This is a genomic window from Dyadobacter koreensis (assembly GCF_900108855.1).
Lineage (GTDB): Bacteria > Bacteroidota > Bacteroidia > Cytophagales > Spirosomataceae > Dyadobacter > Dyadobacter koreensis.
In genome coordinates, this window is record NZ_FNXY01000007.1 from 334005 (window position 1) to 354136 (window position 20132).

The 20132-nt window shown below is 41.9% G+C and carries 16 protein-coding genes; 7 read left to right on the plus strand and 9 right to left on the minus strand.

Annotated elements, in window-relative coordinates; translation table 11 throughout:
- Positions 1 to 655 precede the first annotated feature (655 nt).
- Together BMY70_RS22825 and BMY70_RS22830 are read right to left on the minus strand one after the other, a co-directional pair.
- Positions 656 to 1534 (minus strand): c-type cytochrome, encoded by an 879-nt coding sequence (locus BMY70_RS22825; protein WP_090338608.1) that lies wholly within the window; start codon positions 1532 to 1534, stop codon positions 656 to 658.
- 50 nt (positions 1535 to 1584) lie between these two features.
- Positions 1585 to 2205 carry a YceI family protein gene (locus BMY70_RS22830; RefSeq protein ID WP_090338609.1) on the minus strand — a complete coding sequence of 207 codons (621 nt, stop codon included), beginning with the start codon at positions 2203 to 2205 and terminating at the stop codon, positions 1585 to 1587.
- 286 nt (positions 2206 to 2491) lie between these two features.
- Between BMY70_RS22830 and BMY70_RS22840 the strand changes: the two genes are divergently transcribed.
- Positions 2492 to 3499 (plus strand): helix-turn-helix transcriptional regulator, encoded by a 1008-nt coding sequence (locus BMY70_RS22840; protein ID WP_090338615.1) that lies wholly within the window; start codon positions 2492 to 2494, stop codon positions 3497 to 3499.
- A gap of 46 nt (positions 3500 to 3545) precedes the next feature.
- Here BMY70_RS22840 and BMY70_RS22845 read toward each other — a convergent pair whose 3' ends face one another.
- The 4 genes from BMY70_RS22845 to BMY70_RS22860 all read right to left on the minus strand — a co-directional run bounded on the left by BMY70_RS22845 (position 3546) and on the right by BMY70_RS22860 (position 9458).
- On the minus strand, positions 3546 to 4037 hold the full coding sequence (locus BMY70_RS22845; protein ID WP_090338617.1) for an anthrone oxygenase family protein: 492 nt from the start codon (positions 4035 to 4037) through the stop codon (positions 3546 to 3548).
- A 425-nt stretch (positions 4038 to 4462) separates the two neighbouring features.
- Entirely contained in the window at positions 4463 to 5482 is a 1020-nt protein-coding gene (locus BMY70_RS22850; RefSeq protein ID WP_090338619.1) for a chemotaxis protein CheB, read from the minus strand.
- 1 nt (position 5483) lies between these two features.
- The gene (locus BMY70_RS22855) at positions 5484 to 8660 is read right to left on the minus strand and encodes a chemotaxis protein CheB (RefSeq protein ID WP_090338621.1); all 3177 of its coding nucleotides are present in this window, start codon (positions 8658 to 8660) and stop codon (positions 5484 to 5486) included.
- Between the two features lie 273 nt (positions 8661 to 8933).
- On the minus strand, positions 8934 to 9458 hold the full coding sequence (locus BMY70_RS22860) for a recombinase family protein (protein WP_090338623.1): 525 nt from the start codon (positions 9456 to 9458) through the stop codon (positions 8934 to 8936).
- 406 nt (positions 9459 to 9864) lie between these two features.
- On the opposite strand from BMY70_RS22860, the gene BMY70_RS22870 reads away from it, so the two are divergent.
- Positions 9865 to 10170 carry a MoaF-related domain-containing protein gene (locus tag BMY70_RS22870; protein WP_090338627.1) on the plus strand — a complete coding sequence of 102 codons (306 nt, stop codon included), beginning with the start codon at positions 9865 to 9867 and terminating at the stop codon, positions 10168 to 10170.
- Positions 10171 to 10257: 87 nt separating this feature from the next.
- On the opposite strand, the gene BMY70_RS22875 is transcribed toward BMY70_RS22870, so the two are convergent.
- Complete coding sequence (locus BMY70_RS22875; RefSeq protein WP_090338629.1) at positions 10258 to 11553, minus strand: purple acid phosphatase family protein; 1296 nt, start codon at positions 11551 to 11553, stop codon at positions 10258 to 10260.
- A gap of 920 nt (positions 11554 to 12473) precedes the next feature.
- On the opposite strand from BMY70_RS22875, the gene BMY70_RS22880 reads away from it, so the two are divergent.
- A complete protein-coding gene (locus BMY70_RS22880; RefSeq protein WP_229209739.1) occupies positions 12474 to 13397 on the plus strand; it encodes a Nif3-like dinuclear metal center hexameric protein in 924 nt (307 codons plus the stop codon).
- Between the two features lie 54 nt (positions 13398 to 13451).
- Here BMY70_RS22880 and BMY70_RS22885 read toward each other — a convergent pair whose 3' ends face one another.
- Together BMY70_RS22885 and BMY70_RS22890 are read right to left on the minus strand one after the other, a co-directional pair.
- Entirely contained in the window at positions 13452 to 13796 is a 345-nt protein-coding gene (locus BMY70_RS22885; protein WP_090338631.1) for a hypothetical protein, read from the minus strand.
- 82 nt (positions 13797 to 13878) lie between these two features.
- Positions 13879 to 14076, minus strand: coding sequence for a KTSC domain-containing protein (locus BMY70_RS22890; RefSeq protein ID WP_090338855.1), 198 nt, complete (start codon positions 14074 to 14076; stop codon positions 13879 to 13881).
- Between the two features lie 459 nt (positions 14077 to 14535).
- On the opposite strand from BMY70_RS22890, the gene BMY70_RS22895 reads away from it, so the two are divergent.
- The 4 genes from BMY70_RS22895 to BMY70_RS22910 all read left to right on the plus strand — a co-directional run bounded on the left by BMY70_RS22895 (position 14536) and on the right by BMY70_RS22910 (position 20035).
- Positions 14536 to 14946: a response regulator gene (locus tag BMY70_RS22895; RefSeq protein ID WP_090338633.1), complete on the plus strand. Its 411-nt coding sequence runs from the start codon at positions 14536 to 14538 to the stop codon at positions 14944 to 14946.
- Between the two features lie 181 nt (positions 14947 to 15127).
- Positions 15128 to 18367 carry a PAS domain-containing sensor histidine kinase gene (locus BMY70_RS22900; RefSeq protein WP_090338635.1) on the plus strand — a complete coding sequence of 1080 codons (3240 nt, stop codon included), beginning with the start codon at positions 15128 to 15130 and terminating at the stop codon, positions 18365 to 18367.
- A gap of 84 nt (positions 18368 to 18451) precedes the next feature.
- Positions 18452 to 18994 (plus strand): SRPBCC family protein, encoded by a 543-nt coding sequence (locus tag BMY70_RS22905; protein ID WP_090338637.1) that lies wholly within the window; start codon positions 18452 to 18454, stop codon positions 18992 to 18994.
- Between the two features lie 69 nt (positions 18995 to 19063).
- Positions 19064 to 20035: a 3-keto-disaccharide hydrolase gene (locus tag BMY70_RS22910; RefSeq protein ID WP_090338639.1), complete on the plus strand. Its 972-nt coding sequence runs from the start codon at positions 19064 to 19066 to the stop codon at positions 20033 to 20035.
- Positions 20036 to 20132 lie beyond the last annotated feature (97 nt).

Below are 20132 nucleotides of genomic sequence, written 5' to 3' on the forward strand. Positions count from 1 at the left end.
TCTTTCAATAAGGTGGCATGCAACAAAGCATAACGCTAAAAACCAAAAAATCAGAAAACAGACTTTCTTATTCATAACACTGGATTTTGATGACGTAACAAAGTTCCCTATCGTTCGTTTTTTTTACCCTACGCGGCCCGGGACGAAAAACAACGGAGTAAGGATTCGTACAACGCCGTATGCTAAATATGATACTTTTTACCGAAAACATCTGTCTCGGGCCTGATGATCAACTCGAACCCACGATCTTTATAAAACGTCAGCGCGGACGAATCCTGCTTATTAAAATCCATCCGATCAACGCCTTGTTCATCGGTTAGGAATTGGAGTAAAAATTTCCCAATACCTGTCCGGGCATATGATGTAATTCACAATAAGCATTTCAATTTTGCCATCGCAAATTCCCACATAACCTGTTATTTCAACTGCTTCATTTCTAAAACAAAACAAATTTACAGCCGTCAGATATCCATTTATAATCAAAGGTTTAAAGTAAAAAGTATCAGATTTTTTCAAGACTGTCATCATTTCGTTTATAAGCGCAGGATATCAGCCGTTATACTCCCCGTTGGCGTCAACAGCAGTTTTCAAAAACGTTACTTTATCCGGGACAGACAGGTTCATCGGCTTTCCAGGTAATTATATCATAACTGATTTATAACCTTGAGTGCAAAAACTGATACAAAGACGCCAGCTCACTATCCTTATATTGAGCAGTCATTTGCCAGGGCATATAATCATTGCTCATCTGATGCCCGGCAGGCGTTTTGCCTGTCCGGAGCGTCCGGATAAATTGCAGCTGCGTCCACTTACCCGGATTTCCACTGGTTGTGATATCAGGAACAGGTGGCAAGCCCGGTGCCAAAGGATCGCCCCCTTTGAAGTCGGCACGGTGACAGCCGCTGCATGAAACGGCAAGGTATTCCCCCTGTCTCACACCAACAATTGTATCTGCCCTTGCGATCATCGGTTTTGAATGGTCGATTTTTTCAACCGAAAGAAGCGGCATTTTATCGAAATAACTCATAACATTCGCAACCGGCCCCAGCTTAATGGAAGGCAACTCATTGTCGACGGCCGGAACAGTTTTACAATAAGAAATGATCGCTGCCATATCTTCTTTGGACAATAGGGTTGTCTCATGTGACGGCATGAAAATCAAAGGTCTTCCATTTTTAGCAATACCGTGCCGCAGTGCTGCAACCCAGTCTTCGTCACCGTAATTATCTGGCAGGCCGCCTTTACCCGAAGTAAGATTACTGGCTGGCAGCATCCCGACTGCGCCGTCATCCATCATTATTTTTCCTGCAAGATCTTTGCCGTGGCAATCCTGGCAGCCTTTGATAGCCACCAGATGTTTTCCCTTTGCAAGCGTTATACTATCTGATTTCATATCTAAAACTTCCTTATCAAAACGGTACAGTTTCAAGGATCTGTTTTTGATATTCGTAGCAATCAGCCCGTATCCGGCCGCCAGTATGACAATGACAGACAGCAGGGCAATCCCTGTCCATTGTAATATTTTAAGTATCATGGCTCATGTTAAGATTTGGATTATCCGGAATACTACCGGATAATCACATTTTATTTTTTAGAGGCAGACAGTTGCAGATGCACTTCGATCAGCGGCTCAATGTAATTTTCTGGTGCGAGCTCAGGATCACTTGCGTAAGTTATCCCCCACTTTGTCCGGTCGAATTTTACATTCGCTTCCACCGATAACAAGTCACCCGCCACAACTATTTTTGCAGGAAATGAAACCGGATTCTTTTTACCCAGTATTGTTAGAGAACCGTTAACCAGATAATTTGCACCAGCAACTACTCCTTCTTCGGTTCCTGAATAGGGTGAAACATTTAAAATTTCATAGGTTACATCAGGATGCAAAGCCATATTAAAAAAGTCAGGGCTTTGAAGGTGGTGCACCAGCTGTTCCTTGATCTGCTCAGTGGGCAAATTCAGGTTTATGATGGATGAAACCGGAATCTTAAATGACCCGCCCGCCACTTTGCCATTTTCCACTTTGATATCATCACTCTCTACTTTTATAGTACCATTGTTGAAATACCCTGTTTTTAAGAAACCCTTCCATTCCGCAACTGACTGCGTGTTCAGGCTAAATCTGGTAGAATCCGGCAGATCATGATCGGTACAACTCCCTAAAAACGCCGATGTTACTGCAAGCAGCATAATTTTCTTTTTCATGACTAATAATTGGATTTTGATTAATTGTTTAACTGATTTAGTATTTGTTTTTTATTTATCCTTTGATTTTGACGACGCAAAGTTGATCAAAGAAAAATCGGTCAGCCTACGCAAAATGGAAAATGAAGTACGCAAAACGGATTTTTTTTTAAAATACAGGTTATCAGGCCAATACCGGTTAATAACTAATAAGACATTCGTGATACCAAAGCGAATTGGAGCGATTGTAAAGTTTTATTTTTGCATTGTTACTTCATTTTTCAACAAAGAAAAAGAATGAGTTTTTATGGCTTTTGTGATTAATGCTTCTGACATCATTGATTTTGAAGCGATGCCAACACCCAGATCAGTGTCTGAAATAATTCCATCCAGATCCGCAACGAGCTCCCCATCTTATCATCATCCGGCTATTGGAAAAATCAATTTTTCACAGCTTAGCACGCCCTACATGCAAGTAACTGACATGCAATTTGAACTTCTGAGCGATTTTGAGCTTCGTGACGTAGATTCCACCAACACGATCAACATTAATTTCTTTTTGAGCGGCAAGCTCGACACAACATTTTCGGGTCTATGCCATGAGCTTAATATGCGGCCGAATTTTCATAATCTTGTCTATTCACCTGAGGGAAAAGATGTGAGCCGGGTAAGCGGCGCACAAAAGGTCGAAATGCTGCATATTAGTTTGCAGCGTGATTTTTTTGTGTCATGCCTGGGAACCTGCGATGCCTGGAGCGAACGTATTCTGGAAGATCTTCGTCAGGAAAGGCCTTTTTCCGGAAGTAAAATAAACCCTGAAACCACCCCGCATATGATGCGGCAGATCGATACTTTCAGGTTCAATACCGAGACCGGTCCAATGCGTAATTTGCTGATGCAATCGAAAATTCTCGAATTACTGGCTTTGCAGATGGATCAGTTTCGTACTCCAGCTCCTATGCACGAAGATATCCGTCATGATGAAGCGGAAAAACTTCATCACCTGAAAACATATCTGGACGCGAATTTTCTTTCGGAATTAAACTTAACGCAGCTTAGCAAAGTTTGCCTGCTAAATGAATTCAAAGTCAAAAAAGGTTTTAAGGTACTTTTTGGCACAACCGTTTTCAATTATCTACGCAAATTAAGAATGGAACACGCCGCTCAAATGCTGGCGAATTTCAAGGTAAGCGTCGAAGAAGTCGCTGATGTACTGGGTTATGAACATGCGCAGCATTTTTCTATCGCCTTTAAAAAATACATGGGGGTAAGTCCCTCAATTTATCAAAATAAAGGAAAATCCATGTTGAAATAAGATTGTAACATAGAAGGAAATAGCTATGTCCGGACTTTCTCAGAAATTATCTACGAATCACGCCAGCCAGTATAACAAGTAATAAAGACGCAACAGAAGCAAGTGTCCGTATCCTGTGAAATCTATTCCACGGCTGCTCAAACTTTGCGCGCTGCTGAGAAATCAAATCGGTGGAGGCAGATGACAAATCGAAACTTGACAAAGCATCGTTTAGCGGGATATTTCCAAAAATCGTGATGCCAAAACTCCCGGTCCAATAGAGCAAAGTTGCTCCACAAAGCAGCCAGAACCTATCTGATAAACCTTCCTGAGATACCAAATACGTATTAAAAGGCAACAAAAGCATTGTTCCAAGAAAACTGGCCAGAAAAACAGGGTTAACAATCGCAATGTTGATATATTGCATTGCTCGGATATAATCTGCATCAGGAAGTTTGGAAAGTCCGGGATTGACCGAACAAGAATAGGCATAAAATAAACCAGCGATCATCGCTGCGGCCAGAGTTGTCGGAATAAGAATCAAGTTCGGAAGCGTCATCGTAGCTGAATTATTTGATTTACAGGGCGAAAATAACCGACTGGCAGTTTTAAAAATAGAACAAAACCGACATGTGTTCGCCTGATTTCAGCCTGCGCCTTTCTTCATCCGAAGCGTAATTATGATGTAGTCTTTTTCTGGCAAATATTTCATTTCCGAACCGGCAGGTAAATGCATCGCAATTCCTTGGTGTCTGTTTCGCTTCTTTGAAAATAATCAACCCGTCTTAGATCCGGAGATTTGTTAACATTTTTTCTTTGATGCGCGCGGCCTTTCTGAACATTTCCAGGGTGTAATAGCTTAATAAAATTGATTTTGCAGTATAGATGTTTATCTACAAAAAATAGCACTACTTATGAAAAGCAAAAGTGAATAGCGAAAATCATCAATCCTTGATTTCGTTTTTATTTATAGATAAGGTTTGATCAGTAAGAAGTAGAAGTTTCATGACGCTGTAAATCAGCGAGAATAATTTTAAGCGTGTCAATATGCTGCTGCATCTCTTCTTTTCTCTCCAGATGATCCATTGATAGAGAAGTGTATCCTTTTTGCGCATAATCTACTTCAAGTTTACGAAGAAGGTGTTTACGTTCTTCCATCATACGAAGCGCTACCCACAAAGTTGCGCTCGCTGTTTCGGCCTGCTTGACTACCAGATCCTGCTCTGTATAAGCATGCCCAATATGGCACCGGTAGCGGTTGATTACATCGCCTTTTACTGCCCACAGATTCCCGCCACAGTCTGGACAGGCAAATACGCTCTTGTCTGCAATTTGCTCAACCGCATCAATCCCTACTGCCGTTTTTTCTGCAATTTGAGATTCTAATATTACCTCCTGAGGAGCTTGAACCGGAACCTCTGAATCCTGACCAAAGCTGGTAAGCTCAGTTAGGAGCCCTCCTATTAGTCCGAGCTCACTGACAAAGTCTACGTCCATGTTGTTGATTACCGAAAGCGGCATGTCCGGATATTCAGCCTGATTGGGGTCTTGCACAATACAAGCGCCGCCGCTTCTTTTGATGGCCCACATTCCCGAAGTTCCATCATCAAGCATACCGCTTAATATAATTCCGATGGCATGTGATGTATACGCCACGGCAGCTGAACGAAACAACACATCAATTGAGGGCCGAAAGCGATTTTCCTGAGGGCCTGCACCTAATAAAATTTTGCCGTCTTTAACCAGCAAATGCTGATTGGGAGGTGCAACATAAATATTTGCTACCTCAATGTCATCGCCACTTACAGCTATTCTGCACTTCATTGAAGTGACTTTGTTTAACCGATGCACCACAAATTCACCAATGCCTTTGCGAGATAAATGGAGCACGATACAGTAGGCAGCATCTAATCCGACCGGGAGTGTCTGTACCAATTCGGCCAGCGCGTTCAGTCCGCCAGCGGATGCACCTATAACGACAATAAATCTGGGTTGGGCAGCCATATCAGTTGTTTAAATAAATAGTGAACTTACTTCCAGCATCCGGCTTGCTTTCAACTGTGATTCTACCACCAGCAGCATTGACTATCTTACTGGCCAGGTACAAACCAATGCCATAACCGTCACCATCCGTATGCAGCCTGGTATATTTATTAAAAATGGTGTCAAGATGAGCTTTTTCCATCCCCATTCCATTGTCTTCTACACAAAGCAGGGTGTGGACGCCATCCTCAGTAATACGGATATGAATGACCGGAGGCCGTTCCGCGCGGTATTTAATGCCGTTTGCGATCAGGTTATACAAGATGCTCCGAAGGTTCTTTTTGGAGAATACAACTTGTTTTACCTGTACGTCCCTTTTGATTATTGCCCCACTGGATTTGATACGCTCAGCCAGGCTCCAGTCTATGTTGTCCAGCAATTCATCAACATCAACAGGTTCTGCCTGCTGGGCATCGTTTTCAATTTTGGCTATCTGTGCAATCTCGCTGATCAGCGAACGGAATTTTTTGACCGAGCCGTTAATAATCGGTAGGATTTCTTTTATTTCCGGATCGTTGGTATCTATCGAACCGATCAGTGAAATGCTGCCTTCAATGGTGTTTAACGGATCCAGCAAATCATGCGATGCAGTATAAACAAAATTATCCAGATCTTGATTGATCCGCATCAGGGCTTCATTTTTTTTGTCGAGCTGCTGCTGGACTGTTTTAAGCTCTGTGATGTCATTGAAGGTGATAATAGCACCCGAAGTCTTGTTGTTGACCTGTTTGATATAAGGCATGGTCATCACCTGGAACCACCGGCCATCCCTGGTCTCTATTTCTTTGGTGATCACCGGGTTGCCAGAGAGTATAGCACTTATATCTTCGATAATGGTTTCGACTTTAAAATTAGTGGAGATGTTACTCAAGGGCCTTCCTACATCAGTGTCGAGCAGATTAATTAATTTGGCCGCACCGGGGGAGAATTTGATCAACCGCAATTGATCATCCAAAAAAAGTTGTCCGTTGATATTACTCCGGAAGTAGTTATTGAGATCATCGTTGAGCTCGGCAAGCTCTTTGTTTTTAAGTTGATAGTCCGAGTTGATGGTATGCAGTTCTTCATTGATTGATTGCATTTCTTCACTCGTACTCTGCATTTCTTCATTGGCAGACAGCAGCTCCTCGTTAAAAGACTGCATGTTTTCTTCCTGCGAATACAATCTTTCATTCGACGCCATACGGTCTTCTTTCAGCTCCCTGACCTGTTGTTCCAGACTCTTGGTGTACTGATCGAAATAGATCTCTTCGTTAAATACCAAGGTATTGTTCGAAGTTGTTTCACTCGGAGTTTCTTCGTTAATCCGGACCACTAAAAACCCATTGCTACGGCCCTTATAGATCATTGGGCTAATGGACATGGTAACACTTATGATTTGTTCACCTTGTTGTATATTAATTCCTTTGACTGTAGCTCCTTTATCGTTTTGAACGACATTATTGATATTCGCATTATAAGCGATCGCAAGCGGGCCTGAGAGCAGCTCGGTAAAATCATTAGGCATGATCTTCTGAAGCAGAAACCTTGTCGTATCTCCATAGAGTTTTAGTATCCTTTCATTTTGATCAATGCAGATTACAAGCTGACCCAGGTCTCTCATGACAGTCTCATTCACAGCATCACCAATAGTACGGTCTGTGGCTTTATAAATTTGTTCTTTTGCATGTGGCGCATCGGTTAGCTTTTTGTAGGAAACCTCCGGCATCGAAAATGATTCAAACCTTATAGGATGGTGAGATCCCTGATTTTTGTAGACCTTAAATTTTTTGCTGATGACCTTCAGACTTTCCATGATTGGAAGCGGGTTCTCGCTTGAACCCAGAAAAAGATAGCCCTGCCCGCGAAGACCAAAAAGCAGCATCAGGTAGATTTTCTTTTGAAGCGCCGGCGTCATATAGATCAGCACATTACGACAGCTTATAAAATGCATGTTACAGTACGGTGGATTTTTGACCAAGTCATGCTGGGCAAAAATGACCATTTTGCGCAGGGCGGGCTTCACCCTGTAATCATCACCTTCAACTTGAAAAAATTTAGTCAGGCGCTCCGGCGATACATTGGCCAAGGTATTTGGCCTGTACAAGCCTTTTCCTGCCTGCGTCAATGCAGCACTGTCTATGTCGGTCGCAAAGATCTTTACCACATGCTCGTTGACTTTATCTCCTAGCCCCTCACTTACCAGCATAGCTATTGAATAAGCTTCCTCCCCAGTGGCGCAGCCGGTCACCCACATTCTTATCTCCTGCTGGGTTTCCAGCTCTGCAATAATACCTGGAATTACCTGGCTTTCCAGGAAGTGATAAGATTCCGAATCCCGGAAAAAACCGGTCACACTGATCAAAAAGTCCTTGGCTAAAACTTCCAGCTCCGCGGGATTTGTTTTGATAAATTTAATATAGCTGCCCAGCTCACCAAAATTATTGGCCGCTACCCTTCTTTTTATTCTTCTTAAAATGGTGGAATGCTTGTAATCTGTAAAATCCAGAGGCAATTCTTTGCCGATAAGCTCAATGATTTCCCCGACATACTCTTCGTCATGTATAGTGGAAGCCAACAGATCCAGCTCACGTCTGACATAGTCCTCGATCACAGCAGGCATCGCTTCGGGTTCTAAAATAAAATCTACCATTCCGGTCGATATAACGTTGGCAGGCATAGAGTGGAATTCAGTCCCGTCAGGTTCCCTCGCGATTACCAGGCCACCGGCTTTTTTGATGGCCTTCGCACCGTCGGTGCCGTCAGATCCCAGTCCTGAAAGTACAATACCTATTGCCTTGGGCCCATAATCTGCTGCAAGCGATGCAAAAAAAGTATTAATAGTCAAATAGTTGCTGCGATCAACCTTTTTGTCAGTCAAATACAAGGTATGTCCCCGCACGGTCATAACTTTATCACTTGGAATGGTATAAACCTTGTTCCCTTCAATGGACATGCCGTCTCCTGCCTGTTGCACAACAAGCTTGCTGTGTTTGGAAAGCAGTGTCACCATATGGCTTTGAAATTGGGCCGATAAATGCTGTACGATGATGTAAGATACTCCATCAGACGGGGTATTATCAAAAAAAGTGTTGAGGTCGTCAAGGCCGCCAGCCGAAGCGCCTATTGCAATGATATGGTGCGGTTCTGCTGTGAACATAAAATGTTGGGTAAGGTGAAAATTAATAAGGAAATGTCAATCACAACTGACCGAAATTAAAGAGGAAGTGAAAGCAGGATTCGTAGATACTAAAACCCGGAAATCTTGAAAAGTCCATTAAAGTACGTTAAGGATATACCAATGGCCAATTTCCCTCTATAACAAACGCAACTGATAATGTTTCTAAATTCGTTACGCTGCCTTGAAGTTGGTTTTTCTTAACAAGATAATTATGATAAAGACCTCATTTATGGACAATCCTGTTTTTGTATTTCAAGAATTTGTGCAGGTTAGCAGCATGTAAATGGGGTCTGGAAAATTGTTTGCCCTGTTCTTGGCGCTGACCATACCAGCTTTTAAGCTCTGACTAGTCAATGAACTCTCAAATAGTGCCAATGAAGCTATCACATGAAAAATAAATTCATCACTCTGCGTGATAATGTCAATATTCCTCTGATAGGAGATAAGATTGATACCCGTACTTTGAAATTCTTTCACGGCATTAACCAGTACCTGGGTCGGACAGGTTATCCGCGCGGGGGTCGGTGCTGCTATACGGCCAGTCTGGGCCATGTCCAGTTTTCTCTTTTTAGCAGCCGTTATTATCAATTTGTGCCGGGTCCTGTGCTGGGATGTTGCGGAAGTATAATCTATAAATTTCCCGATAACTTCGAAATTACCTTTTGCAGCGTATTCTATGGATGCTGGTAACTGATTTTCAGGATCCTGCCCTTTATCCGGAGAGGATACCATGGCATATACCACTCCCTGTTTGATTTGAACTGTCTGGTTTTTCATATGATTTACCTATCAAAAAGGAGTATCCTATACAAAGATACTTTTTAAACGGTAGGAACAAGCTTTAAACTTTTTATAAAGGATGAATTCTGACAACCTTTCTTATAATACGTTTTCATTATTTGTACTTGTCCGAAATAATATAGATTATTCAAAATTTCAAGAAATTTCCATTTTTCTGATGATCGCTCATCCAGATTTTTTAAAAATTAAAAATTGTGGGGTCCAACCTTTCGAACAGCACTTTTTAAAATACCGGAACATGATTTTTGATGCGATTCACAAGGCAGTGGCCGCTGATGAGAAAATAGTCAAATGTCCTGAATGCCCCTTCTGATAGTCCCAAATACCGTTCTAAATCCGATAATTTAATTATCAAATTTGAGAAAGATTAAACGGCATAATCATGGATATTATCGGAAAAAATTTTCAGGTTCAATTTGGTGAAACAAGAGCAATTCTTACTTTCCAAAGTGAAACAACTTTAAGTTTTTCAATTAAGGAGATTGAAGGCAAGGCTGTTGAAACCTCCGAAACAGTACAGGTAAAACTTACAGAACTCAGACCACGGCTTTATCTGGTGACTTGGAAGGAAAAAAATGGAAATACCGTTTCCCAGGTGCAGGATTATGAGCTTGGCGTTGTGTATTCAAACTGGACAACGCCTGACGGAGAACTTAAAAGCTTGAAAGGAACGCTTTCGAAAGTCTAGAAAAGTTAGGATTCAGACTACCAAAACGATCCTGGCTTAAAACGAAGTAACTTAAATATGCCAAGCTGGCTGAGGGACATTGGTTACTCATCGCCGCTCTTTCACATTTGCCGGGATTTTGTCTATAATTTTATTACCCTTTCCTTTTTGTTTAATCAGATCAAAAGCATCATAAAGTTCTCCTGTGGCGGTAAAAGTTTCAAAATTCAGTTTAGTATCGTCGATCGTAATGACATGAAAAAGCTGTGTGTAAAGTGCTGACCGATCCTTCCAGTCTCTTTTTTCGACATTTGAATCGGTCATTTTTGGTCCGCTCACAGATACAACATACATTGTTCCGGATACTTCGTTTTTGACGGACATAGGAATTTTTGTCATCCCGCGGGCATAAGTGTGGTCATGCCCCTGCAACACCAGATCAACTTTATACTGATCAAACAAGGGCTTAAAAGTTTCACGCATTCGTTTATTGTCCCGTGTTGATTTTGGTGAAAAAATCGGGTGATGAAACGTCACGCAGGTCCACTTGTTAGGATTATTTTTAAGAATATCTTCAAGCCATATCCGCTGTTTTTCGAGATATTCGTCAGATACTTCAACCTGGTCTGAGTTTAGCGAGATAAATCTTGTTCCTTGTATATCTGCGTAGTAACAGGTTTCTTCGAGACCCTTCGGACCATTTTCAGGAAGCGTGAATTGCGGTCTCCAAAAAACCGACGTTGTATTCAGGCCTTCGGGTGTTTCAAAATGATCATGATTTCCAGGCGTAGGAAACCCAGGAATCATACTGTGAATAAAGCCGCCAGCCTCAAACCAGTCTCCCCATTCAACATCTCTGTTCGCCTTATTGATCAAATCGCCCGCATACATCATCAACCTTGCATCAGGTGCTTTAGCATAAGCTTCCCTTGCCACACGAGACCACATCGACCGGATATTCGTCTGTACATCGCCATAATAAACGAACGAAAACTTCTCCCCCGCCTTCCCCGCCGTATTAAAATGTATCCATTCACTCCAGATGGATCCCTGACCGACACGGTAGGCATACTTTGTATTTGGCACAAGATCCTTAAAAATGACAGCATGATACATCGCAGTCGGCGTATCATCGAATTCCAGTTTTTGTGAAGTCGCTTTTATTCTTGTTGCCTTTTCAACAAACCTCGGATCCGCATCGGCGATTGCAAGTTCCGCAAAACTTTCATTCACAAACGTACTCGTCCGCCAGTTAGCAGCCATTGAAGTCGACGGATCCTGGGTTACATTTAAAATAATCCGGTCCGGTAATATTGCCGGTTGATAGGGATTGTCACTACGCTGAGATTTTGCTGCAAAACAGCCGATTGAAAAAATTAAAGAAAGAAAAATTTTAGGAGGCATCAGAATTCTATTTAATTAAAAGACCGGATAAACAGTTGCCTGTATCATTCGGTTACATGCAATTGCGTTATATTATGTATACGCCTAAAAAGAAATTTGGGCTACTTTATCAGCAGGATTATTTGAGATACCACATCAGGATATATTTGCTATCTGCGCTTTCTTGTCATAATAAGGCTCCGCCGTTGCCCGATCATTGAAATTCGCCGGGTTGAAGCGCCTCTGCCAAAATGAAACAAACCTCGGAGGTAATCAAACTTGGCTTAACCTGTTGTCTAAACTCTTTCTGAACATGGTTCCCAGCCGCGAGATACGATCCTTGCCGCCAATGTATGATGCTGGGTCGCCAATCGCATTGGGCACACCGGCTTACTGATTTTTATCAATTGTTAAAACAACGGTAGTCTTAACTTGCGCATTCCATTCGAAATGACTGTATTCTTCACGCCCACGGTAAAATCAGAACTGTGGTTTCCTACATAGTCATAGGTCTTAAAGCGATGATGCTTTGTTAAAATATCCGTCCATACTGGTTTAACACACAGCTTTGCTTTTTTTCCTGAAAAGGAGTACCAACTCTGCATCCGGTAATTCCACATACTTGTGCATAATTACCATTATGGTAAAATCTTCTTAGCAGGGTTGCTATTTTCAACTAAGGTAACTGGTCAGACATCTTCAATCAAAGCGCTAAAAAACTGAACAGTTACATAACTTTGGATACTTCATACAGCCAAATATTTCCTACTTAAAACCCTATTTTACAAGCAGATACTCTCATCAATGTAAAATAAGCTACTGTTACTTCGAATTTAAGCTCTCGTTTTCCTGATTTTGGATAAAAACGGCGGTATAGACAAAAAAATTTAGGTAAATAGCACATGAATTTACGACTTTAGAATAAACTCAAAACTATTGCGATGAACAAATCCTCTTTCCCGGAAAGCCCGGATATCAACCGTAGAAAATTTATTGGCAACAGTATCAGGTCTGCCGGGGCGCTGACAATGCTGGGTTTATCTTCATACACTTCTGCCGAGCGAGCCTCTGTGAATAGATCCTATACTGTTCAGGATATCATGAATCTGATTCTAAACGAAGGGAATTTGTCTCCTTTGAAAGAAACCGTTGATACACTGAAATTTGGAAATCCGGATCAGGTAGTTACAGGCATTATCACAACGATGTTTCCCACCGTTCCAATAATCGAAGAGGCAGCAAGACTTAAAGCAAATTTTATTATAGCTCACGAGCCTTCATTTTATAATCATAACGACCATGCAGATTGGGTAAAAAATAACTCGGTTTTAAAAGAAAAACATGCCTTGCTTGCAAAGCACAAGATCGCAATCTGGCGGTTTCATGATTACTGTCATTCATTGAAACCTGATGCCATAAGTTACGGAGTCGCGAAAAAAGCAAACTGGCTGTCCTATTACAAAACAGGTCAGGTGACACTTACCATCCCGACGATTTCCTTCTCCGATTTAACAAGCCATTTGCAAAAAAAATTGAAAATTTCCCATCTTCGTACCATTGGGAACCCGGATCAGTCCTGTCAAAAAATCGCTTTACTGCCTGGCGCTTGGGGGGGCCAGAGACAAGTCGGCACCGCAGAAACTGAGAGACCTGATGTACTGATCGTTGGTGAATCTCCGGAGTGGGAAACGGTCGAATATATTCGGGATGCCAGAGCATTCGGAAGAAAAATATCACTGATCGTGCTCGGCCATGCAGTAAGTGAAGAGCCGGGAATGGAGTGGTTCACAGAATGGTTTCAGCCTAAACTTCCTGAAATAAAAATTACGCATATCGCGTCAAAAGATCCTTTCACCTGGGTTTAAATAAAAAAATCCTGCTCGTTTCCGGGCAGGATTTAATTTTTTTCAGGGCCAGACCTATAAATCGTCTGCTTTTTCTCCAACTTTTTTACCCGCCTTTTTCACACCTTTTTTAGTGGCGTCATATCCTTTCTTAACTCCTTTCTTACTTGCATCGTAGCCATCTTCTGCCACGTCACCTACTTTCTCAGCACCCTTTTTCACTCCTTTTTTTGTAGCGTCATATCCGTCTTCGGCTACATCGCCCACCTTGTTTGCTCCTTTTTTAACACCTTTACCAACAGCCTTTGCATCTTTCTTTACTTCTGAGCCCGCTTTCTGAGCCAGATTTTTAGTTGTGTCCTGTGCATAAGTCCACGTTGAAAGGGCAGCGAATGCTATAACTAAGATTATCTTTTTCATAACTAAATTGATTAATATAAAACATCAGAATCGATGTACATTGTTTTATAAAGAATCATACCAGACCTAAAACCTTTCCCGCCTACTCTATTCTTTCAAACTCAAAATTGTCTTTAATATTTTCGTTCAAAAATGCTCCCTTTGAAAACGCAGCCTCCATTTCCAGGTAAATCACTTCCGGGACTTTTTTATAGTCGTAAACCGCGCCGGAAACAAATGTTACTCGTAATGTCCTTGACTCAGGAATATACACATAATTGGAAACCACAGTGGACGGCATAACTGACACTTTTAAGATACCGAAAGCACTATTTAAAAAAATAATCATGCCTAAAAAAGCTCTAGATTTGATTAGAGGTTGATACTTCAAAAGCAAACCCCTACTTTACTGATCATCACGCAGGTCGAAAAAATGATCTTAACACAGGCGTCAAGTCAGTATTGAGTTCCTGTATGATGAGCAGGCAGCATGAAACAAATCATTAAGGAAAATTCAATGACTATCAAAATTTAATTTTGATAGTCCCAAGGCAAAAAAGCGAAATTATTCTACAAATGAAAAATTCCTATATTCCTCAAAAACAATAAATTCCGTCTTGTGACATATTTCCTATGACAAAAGTCAGCCTTCTTTAAAATTTCTTCAACTAAATTTTTCTTACCTTTAAAAAAACCGACCCACCGCTTGCCAAATCTCTGGAAAAAACTTATGCTCCAAAGATGTAAATGACGAATTAGAATGAAGCAAAAAATTATTTATGTGGCTGATGATGATGAAGACGATCGTCTTTTTCTATCTGATGCTATTCGCAAAGTAAGCCCGGAAATAAAAATTGTTGAAGCTGCCGATGGAGACGATTTGCTGGAACTGATTAAGAAGGAAAACACAAAAGATGCAAACATTCTGATCTTACTTGATATGAATATGCCACGGGTTACCGGACTGGAAGCATTACAGGTGATTCGGACGAATGAAAAGATAAAACATATTCCTGCAGTCATGATATCTACCTCTTCGGATAAAAAGCTGATGCAGGATGCATATGCGACAGGCATTAATGCATTTATCAAAAAACCCAATAACTATGGCGGTTATCTAAAAATCGCAGAAGCTTTACAGACCTGTTTCCTGGACTTCGAACGAGCATAGTATTCTCTTTTGTATGCCTTTTGATATCTTCACAACCAAGGCGAAGCACCTGCTGATCTTGCTGCAAATTTCTTTGTATCCCATTTGTCGCCAATGCGCTACAAAAATTACTATTTTTGAGCATTACTTACTTTTCTGAACATCGGAAAGAGCGCAAACCTCGAAAAAAGTATTTTAATTCATGAACGGCAATATCAGGCCATTTAGTGCAAATGACGCAAATGAAGCGTCTCGTTTACAACTGGCTCTCGAAGCGGCCGGGATCGGAACCTGGCAGTATGACATTTCAACGGAAACGATTTTGTGGTGTGACCGGTGCAAAGCGTTGTACCATTTCCCGAAAGATTCAGAAAACATAGTATCGTTTGAAAAAGTACTGGATCTTGTATATACAGAGGATCGTCAACGTTTTTCGGAATCATTTCATGCCCCATTTACAATTGAGGGCGATAATGCCTATGAGATCGAGTTTCGGGTTACCGGCACCATCGAGGGACAGACACGCTGGTTATTAGCAAAGGGACAAATTTATTTCGACGAGACAGGAATTGCTGAAAAAATAATTGGTACTGTTCAGAACATCACCCGTGAGATACTGGATCGTAAACGCCCGAGTAATACAAAAGAAGCAAACCCGACTATTTCTGACACTTTTTACCAGCCCTTCGTCGATCAGGCACCTCTGGCTATCGGATTGCTCCGTGGAAAAGATTTGGTTGTCGAAGTCGGAAATGACCGAATCTTTGAAGTCTGGGGAAAAGACCGGTCAATCATCGGAAAACCGCTCATTGAAGCACTACCTGAAATAAATGATCAGGAATTTCCTCAACTTCTTGCTCATGTCTTCAATACCGGTCAAAGTTACTATGGGAACGGTGCGCGGGCTAAACTTGTACGAAATGGAAAATTGGAAGAACTCTATTTCGATTTTGTATATTCTCCCCTACGTGATAAGGCTGGCAAAATTGATGGAATCCTGGTCCTTGCAACCGAGGTTACAGCTCAATTTGTAGCCATGCTTGCCTTAGAAGTCAGTGAAGAACGGTTTCGCTCTTTGGTTGAGGAAGCACCAGTGGCAACCTGTCTTTTTGTTGGCAAGAATCATACCGTAGAGGTTGCTAACAACAAAATGATTGGCTACTGGGGGAAAAATAAATCGATTTTCGGCAAACCTGTATTGCAGGCAATTCCTGAATTGGAAGGTCAGCCGTTTATTGATTTGCTGGATCGTGTGTATAACACCGGAATTACTTATGAAGCCAAAAGCGCTCCTGCTGACCTTGTTGTTGACGGAAAATTAGGTACCTATTATTTCGACTATACCTACAAGCCTTTACGCAATTCAAACGGTGAGGTTTACGGTATTATGAATATGGCTCATGATGTGACAAGCGAAGTGCATGCAAGGCGCTCTCTGGAGACCAGCGAGGCAAAACTGCGTTCCGTTTTTGCAAATGCCTCCGCTGCTATGGCACTTTTTGTAGGACGTGACCTAGTCATAGAAATGGCAAATCAAGCTTTCATTGATAGTATTGGCAAGGGAACAGACATTATAAACAGAACCTTGGGCGAAGTCATTCCCGAGTTGCGTGATCAGGAATCAATTCGGATCCTTGGTGAAGTTTTTGATACGGGTAAATCCCGCCAAAGATTCGAATCGCAGGTTAATTTGCTACGCAACGGGGTGATGACAAACAATTATTATAACATAACTTACACTCCTCTTTTTGACAGCGAGGGAAAAGTTTACGCCATTCTGGATATCGGTATTGATGTTACCGAAGCGGTTTTAGCAAGACAAAAGCTTGAAGAAAGTGAACTTTTTGCGAGAAATATTATCGAAAACTCGCCGGTTGCCAAACTGGTGTTTATCGGAGAGGATATGGAAATACGCACGGTAAATGAAAATATGTTGGCTATGCTTGGTAAGGATGAGTCAATCACTGGCAAAAAATTCATGCAAGCCGTTCCCGAACTTTTAGGTACTCCGCTTATGGAAAGGCTTCGTGAGGTGCTTCACACCGGCATTACATTCAATCAACCGGAGGAAAAATTAGATCTGCTGCATCACGGCATACCTCATTCCGGGTATTACAACTATAATTACAAGGCGCTCCGAAATACTGCAGGAGAAAATTATGGTGTTTTGGTGACTGCTATTGAGGTAACCGCCCAGGTACTCGCCAGACAGAAAATTGAGGAGGCGGAACAGGTTTTGAGGGATGCGGTCGAATTGGCAGAACTTGCGACTTGGAATATAAATCCGGAAACGGGTGATATAGGTTATGGAGAAAGGATGAAGGACTGGATCGGGGTAATGGGCGATGCCCGTAACTTTGATGTTGGCACGGGCTACATTCCTGAAAAAGACCGTGACCGGATACGATTAGCATTACAGCAGGCCCTGGATCCCGCAGGAACAGGCATTTATGATGAAGAGCACTTGGTTGAAAATGTGGTTTCCGGACAGAGACGTTTTATTCGTTCCAAGGCTAAAACATTTTTTGATAAGGATAAAAAACCATACAAACTGATCGGCATTGCTCAGGATATCACTGAACAGCACAAGGTTCAACAGACGCTCGAACAACTCGTTCAGCAGCGAACGGAGGAGCTTGAAACGATGAATGAAGAACTCGCGGCAATTAACGAGGAATACATGGCTACAAATGAAGATTTAGCTCAGTCGAATAATTTGCTGATCCAATCGAACCAAAGTCTGCAGCAGTTCGCCTATGTAGCGTCTCACGATTTACAGGAACCACTCAGAAAAATTCAGTCTTTCGGAAATTTGCTGATCAATCGCTATTCAAACGGACTAGGCGAAGGAGTAAATCTGATCGAGCGTATGCAAACCGCAGCAGCTCGTATGTCAGGATTGATCGAGGATCTTCTGGCCTTTTCAAGAATATCAAATCAAAGGGATGTTACAGAATCTCTTTCATTGTCGGACATTGTAAAAAATGTATTGTCGGACCTTGAACTAACCATTCAGGAGACCGAAGCTTCGATAACGATTGACAAATTACCGGTAATCATGGGTGATGATTCGCAGCTTGGACAACTGTTCCAAAACCTATTAACCAACGCTTTAAAGTTTCGGCAAAAAGGTCAGCCGCCGGTCATATCGGTTACTTACAAAATAGTAAGCTTCAATGAACTTCCGATGACAGTAAAACCTTCTCAAATCACACAAATGTATCATCAGATTGATGTCACAGATAACGGGATCGGTTTTGAACAAAAATACGCAGAACGAATTTTCCAATTATTTCAGCGGCTGCACGGTCGTAGTGAATTTGCAGGTACTGGTATAGGACTATCGATTTGTGAACGTGTTGCGGCCAATCATGGTGGAGCAATCTCTGCTTTGAGTGAACCAGGAGCCGGATCAACTTTCAGTATTTATTTTCCCGTTTAGCTAAGGCACACTATTTTACAGCTGTATAAGATAAAAACTTGATTTCGGATCAATTTTTATCTTATACAGCTAAATTTTTATGTTATGACTGAACAACAAAATGCCAATATCATTGAGTTGAGTGAAGAATTTTCAGCACCTGTTGAAACCTTATACCAGGCGTGGACGGAAACTGACCACCTAAAAAAATGGTGGAGTCCGATGGGCGAGTCACTCGAAAAGGTTACCAACGAATTGAATGACGGGGGCGTGGTTTCCTACGATTTCCAGAGCGGAGATTTTAAGGTAACGGGGAATTATGAGGAAGTAAAACCGAACGAAAAATTGGTTTACTCCTGGAATTGGGAATACAAAAATGATCTTCCTCAGGAGTTGTATAAATTGACGATCAGATTTGAAGGAACTGAAAACGGGAGTATTCTTCATGTCAAACAAGAAGAACTTCAAAATGATGACGTCGTTAAATCGCATAAAGATGCCTGGCGGACGGCGCTTGACAGTTTAAAATCTCATCTTGAAAATTCTGGCGAAGTTGCGGGCCATAATCTTAAAAGCGATGCTGGTATGAGTGATCGTTCTGGCGGATACAACGAAGCCCCCGAACAAGCCAAAGTTGGCGGTGGTTGATTTGATACGGAAGTAAACCGTTTATTTAATTTTTATAAGTAAATTGACGCCTTTCAATATAAAAATTATATGAACAGATTATTCCAAACCAACCTACGCCAACTGTCTCGGAGACTTTTATTACCGGCATTATCCCTATTGTTAGCTGTTTGCCATGTCAATAATGCAAACGCAAAACCCCTTGCATCTCCTTTGGAAGGCAGATGGGACATCACTGTCGATTTAGCGGGCAAACCATCACCGTCCTGGCTGGAAGTGAGACATTCAGGTAACCACACGCTGATTGGCCAGTTCGTTTCCTTTTCGGGAAGCGCGCGCCCCATATCGGAAGTACACTTCAAAGACGGCAAATTCAATTTCTCCATTCCCCCGCAATGGGAAAGAGGAGACAAAGATCTTTCTCTTGAAGGAACTTTACAGGGAGAAAAAATCAGTGGCTCGTTGACAACGCCAGAAGGTAAAACTTATAGCTGGACTGGTGTGCGCGCCCCATCTCTTAGAAGAACAGCACCTCCTGTCTGGGGAAAAGCTGTAAAACTAACCGACGGAAACACGATCAAAGGATGGCATGCCGTTGGTGCAAACCAGTGGGTGTCTGAAAATGGTGTACTGAAAAGTGATAAATCAGGCGCTAATTTGATCACAGACGAAAAGTACAACGATTTCAAACTTCATGTTGAATTCCGTATTCCTAAGGGAAGTAACAGCGGAGTATACCTGCGCGGACGTTACGAGATGCAGGTTACGGATGGAAAAGGATTGGAACCCGCCGTTGATCAGCTTGGGGCAGTTTACGGATTTATCAGTCCCAGCGAAATGATGGCGAAGGAACCAGGTGAGTGGCAGTCGTTTGACATTACACTGATTGGCAGAATGTTAACGCTGGTTGTCAATGGTAAAACTGTTATCACGAATCAGGAAATTCCTGGTATCACTGGTGGTGCACTCGACAGTAATGAGGGCGAACCTGGCCCGCTTTACATTCAGGGAGACCACGGTCCGGTTGAGTATAGAAACATCATTATCACCCCGGCAAAATAATTATTTTGTCAAATAACAAGCGGTTATCTCAAATTGGGATAACCGCTTTTTTATGCTCAAATTTGCTTTTCCAGTCAGTGATGACTTAATTTCCTGA

Bases quoted from the DNA above. Each gene is read 5' to 3' on its own strand.
- BMY70_RS22875 (WP_090338629.1), bottom strand. From the start codon at position 11,553: ATGCCTCCTAAAATTTTTCTTTCTTTAATTTTTTCAATCGGCTGTTTT.
- BMY70_RS22825 (WP_090338608.1), bottom strand. From the start codon at position 1,534: ATGATACTTAAAATATTACAATGGACAGGGATTGCCCTGCTGTCTGTC.
- BMY70_RS22845 (WP_090338617.1), bottom strand. From the start codon at position 4,037: ATGACGCTTCCGAACTTGATTCTTATTCCGACAACTCTGGCCGCAGCG.
- BMY70_RS22880 (WP_229209739.1), top strand. From the start codon at position 12,474: ATGAACAAATCCTCTTTCCCGGAAAGCCCGGATATCAACCGTAGAAAA.
- BMY70_RS22905 (WP_090338637.1), top strand. From the start codon at position 18,452: ATGACTGAACAACAAAATGCCAATATCATTGAGTTGAGTGAAGAATTT.
- BMY70_RS22870 (WP_090338627.1), top strand. From the start codon at position 9,865: ATGGATATTATCGGAAAAAATTTTCAGGTTCAATTTGGTGAAACAAGA.
- BMY70_RS22850 (WP_090338619.1), bottom strand. From the start codon at position 5,482: ATGGCTGCCCAACCCAGATTTATTGTCGTTATAGGTGCATCCGCTGGC.
- BMY70_RS22860 (WP_090338623.1), bottom strand. From the start codon at position 9,458: ATGAAAAACCAGACAGTTCAAATCAAACAGGGAGTGGTATATGCCATG.
- BMY70_RS22830 (WP_090338609.1), bottom strand. From the start codon at position 2,205: ATGAAAAAGAAAATTATGCTGCTTGCAGTAACATCGGCGTTTTTAGGG.
- BMY70_RS22840 (WP_090338615.1), top strand. From the start codon at position 2,492: ATGGCTTTTGTGATTAATGCTTCTGACATCATTGATTTTGAAGCGATG.
- BMY70_RS22900 (WP_090338635.1), top strand. From the start codon at position 15,128: ATGAACGGCAATATCAGGCCATTTAGTGCAAATGACGCAAATGAAGCG.
- BMY70_RS22895 (WP_090338633.1), top strand. From the start codon at position 14,536: ATGAAGCAAAAAATTATTTATGTGGCTGATGATGATGAAGACGATCGT.
- BMY70_RS22910 (WP_090338639.1), top strand. From the start codon at position 19,064: ATGAACAGATTATTCCAAACCAACCTACGCCAACTGTCTCGGAGACTT.
- BMY70_RS22855 (WP_090338621.1), bottom strand. From the start codon at position 8,660: ATGTTCACAGCAGAACCGCACCATATCATTGCAATAGGCGCTTCGGCT.
- BMY70_RS22885 (WP_090338631.1), bottom strand. From the start codon at position 13,796: ATGAAAAAGATAATCTTAGTTATAGCATTCGCTGCCCTTTCAACGTGG.
- BMY70_RS22890 (WP_090338855.1), bottom strand. From the start codon at position 14,076: ATGCCGTCCACTGTGGTTTCCAATTATGTGTATATTCCTGAGTCAAGG.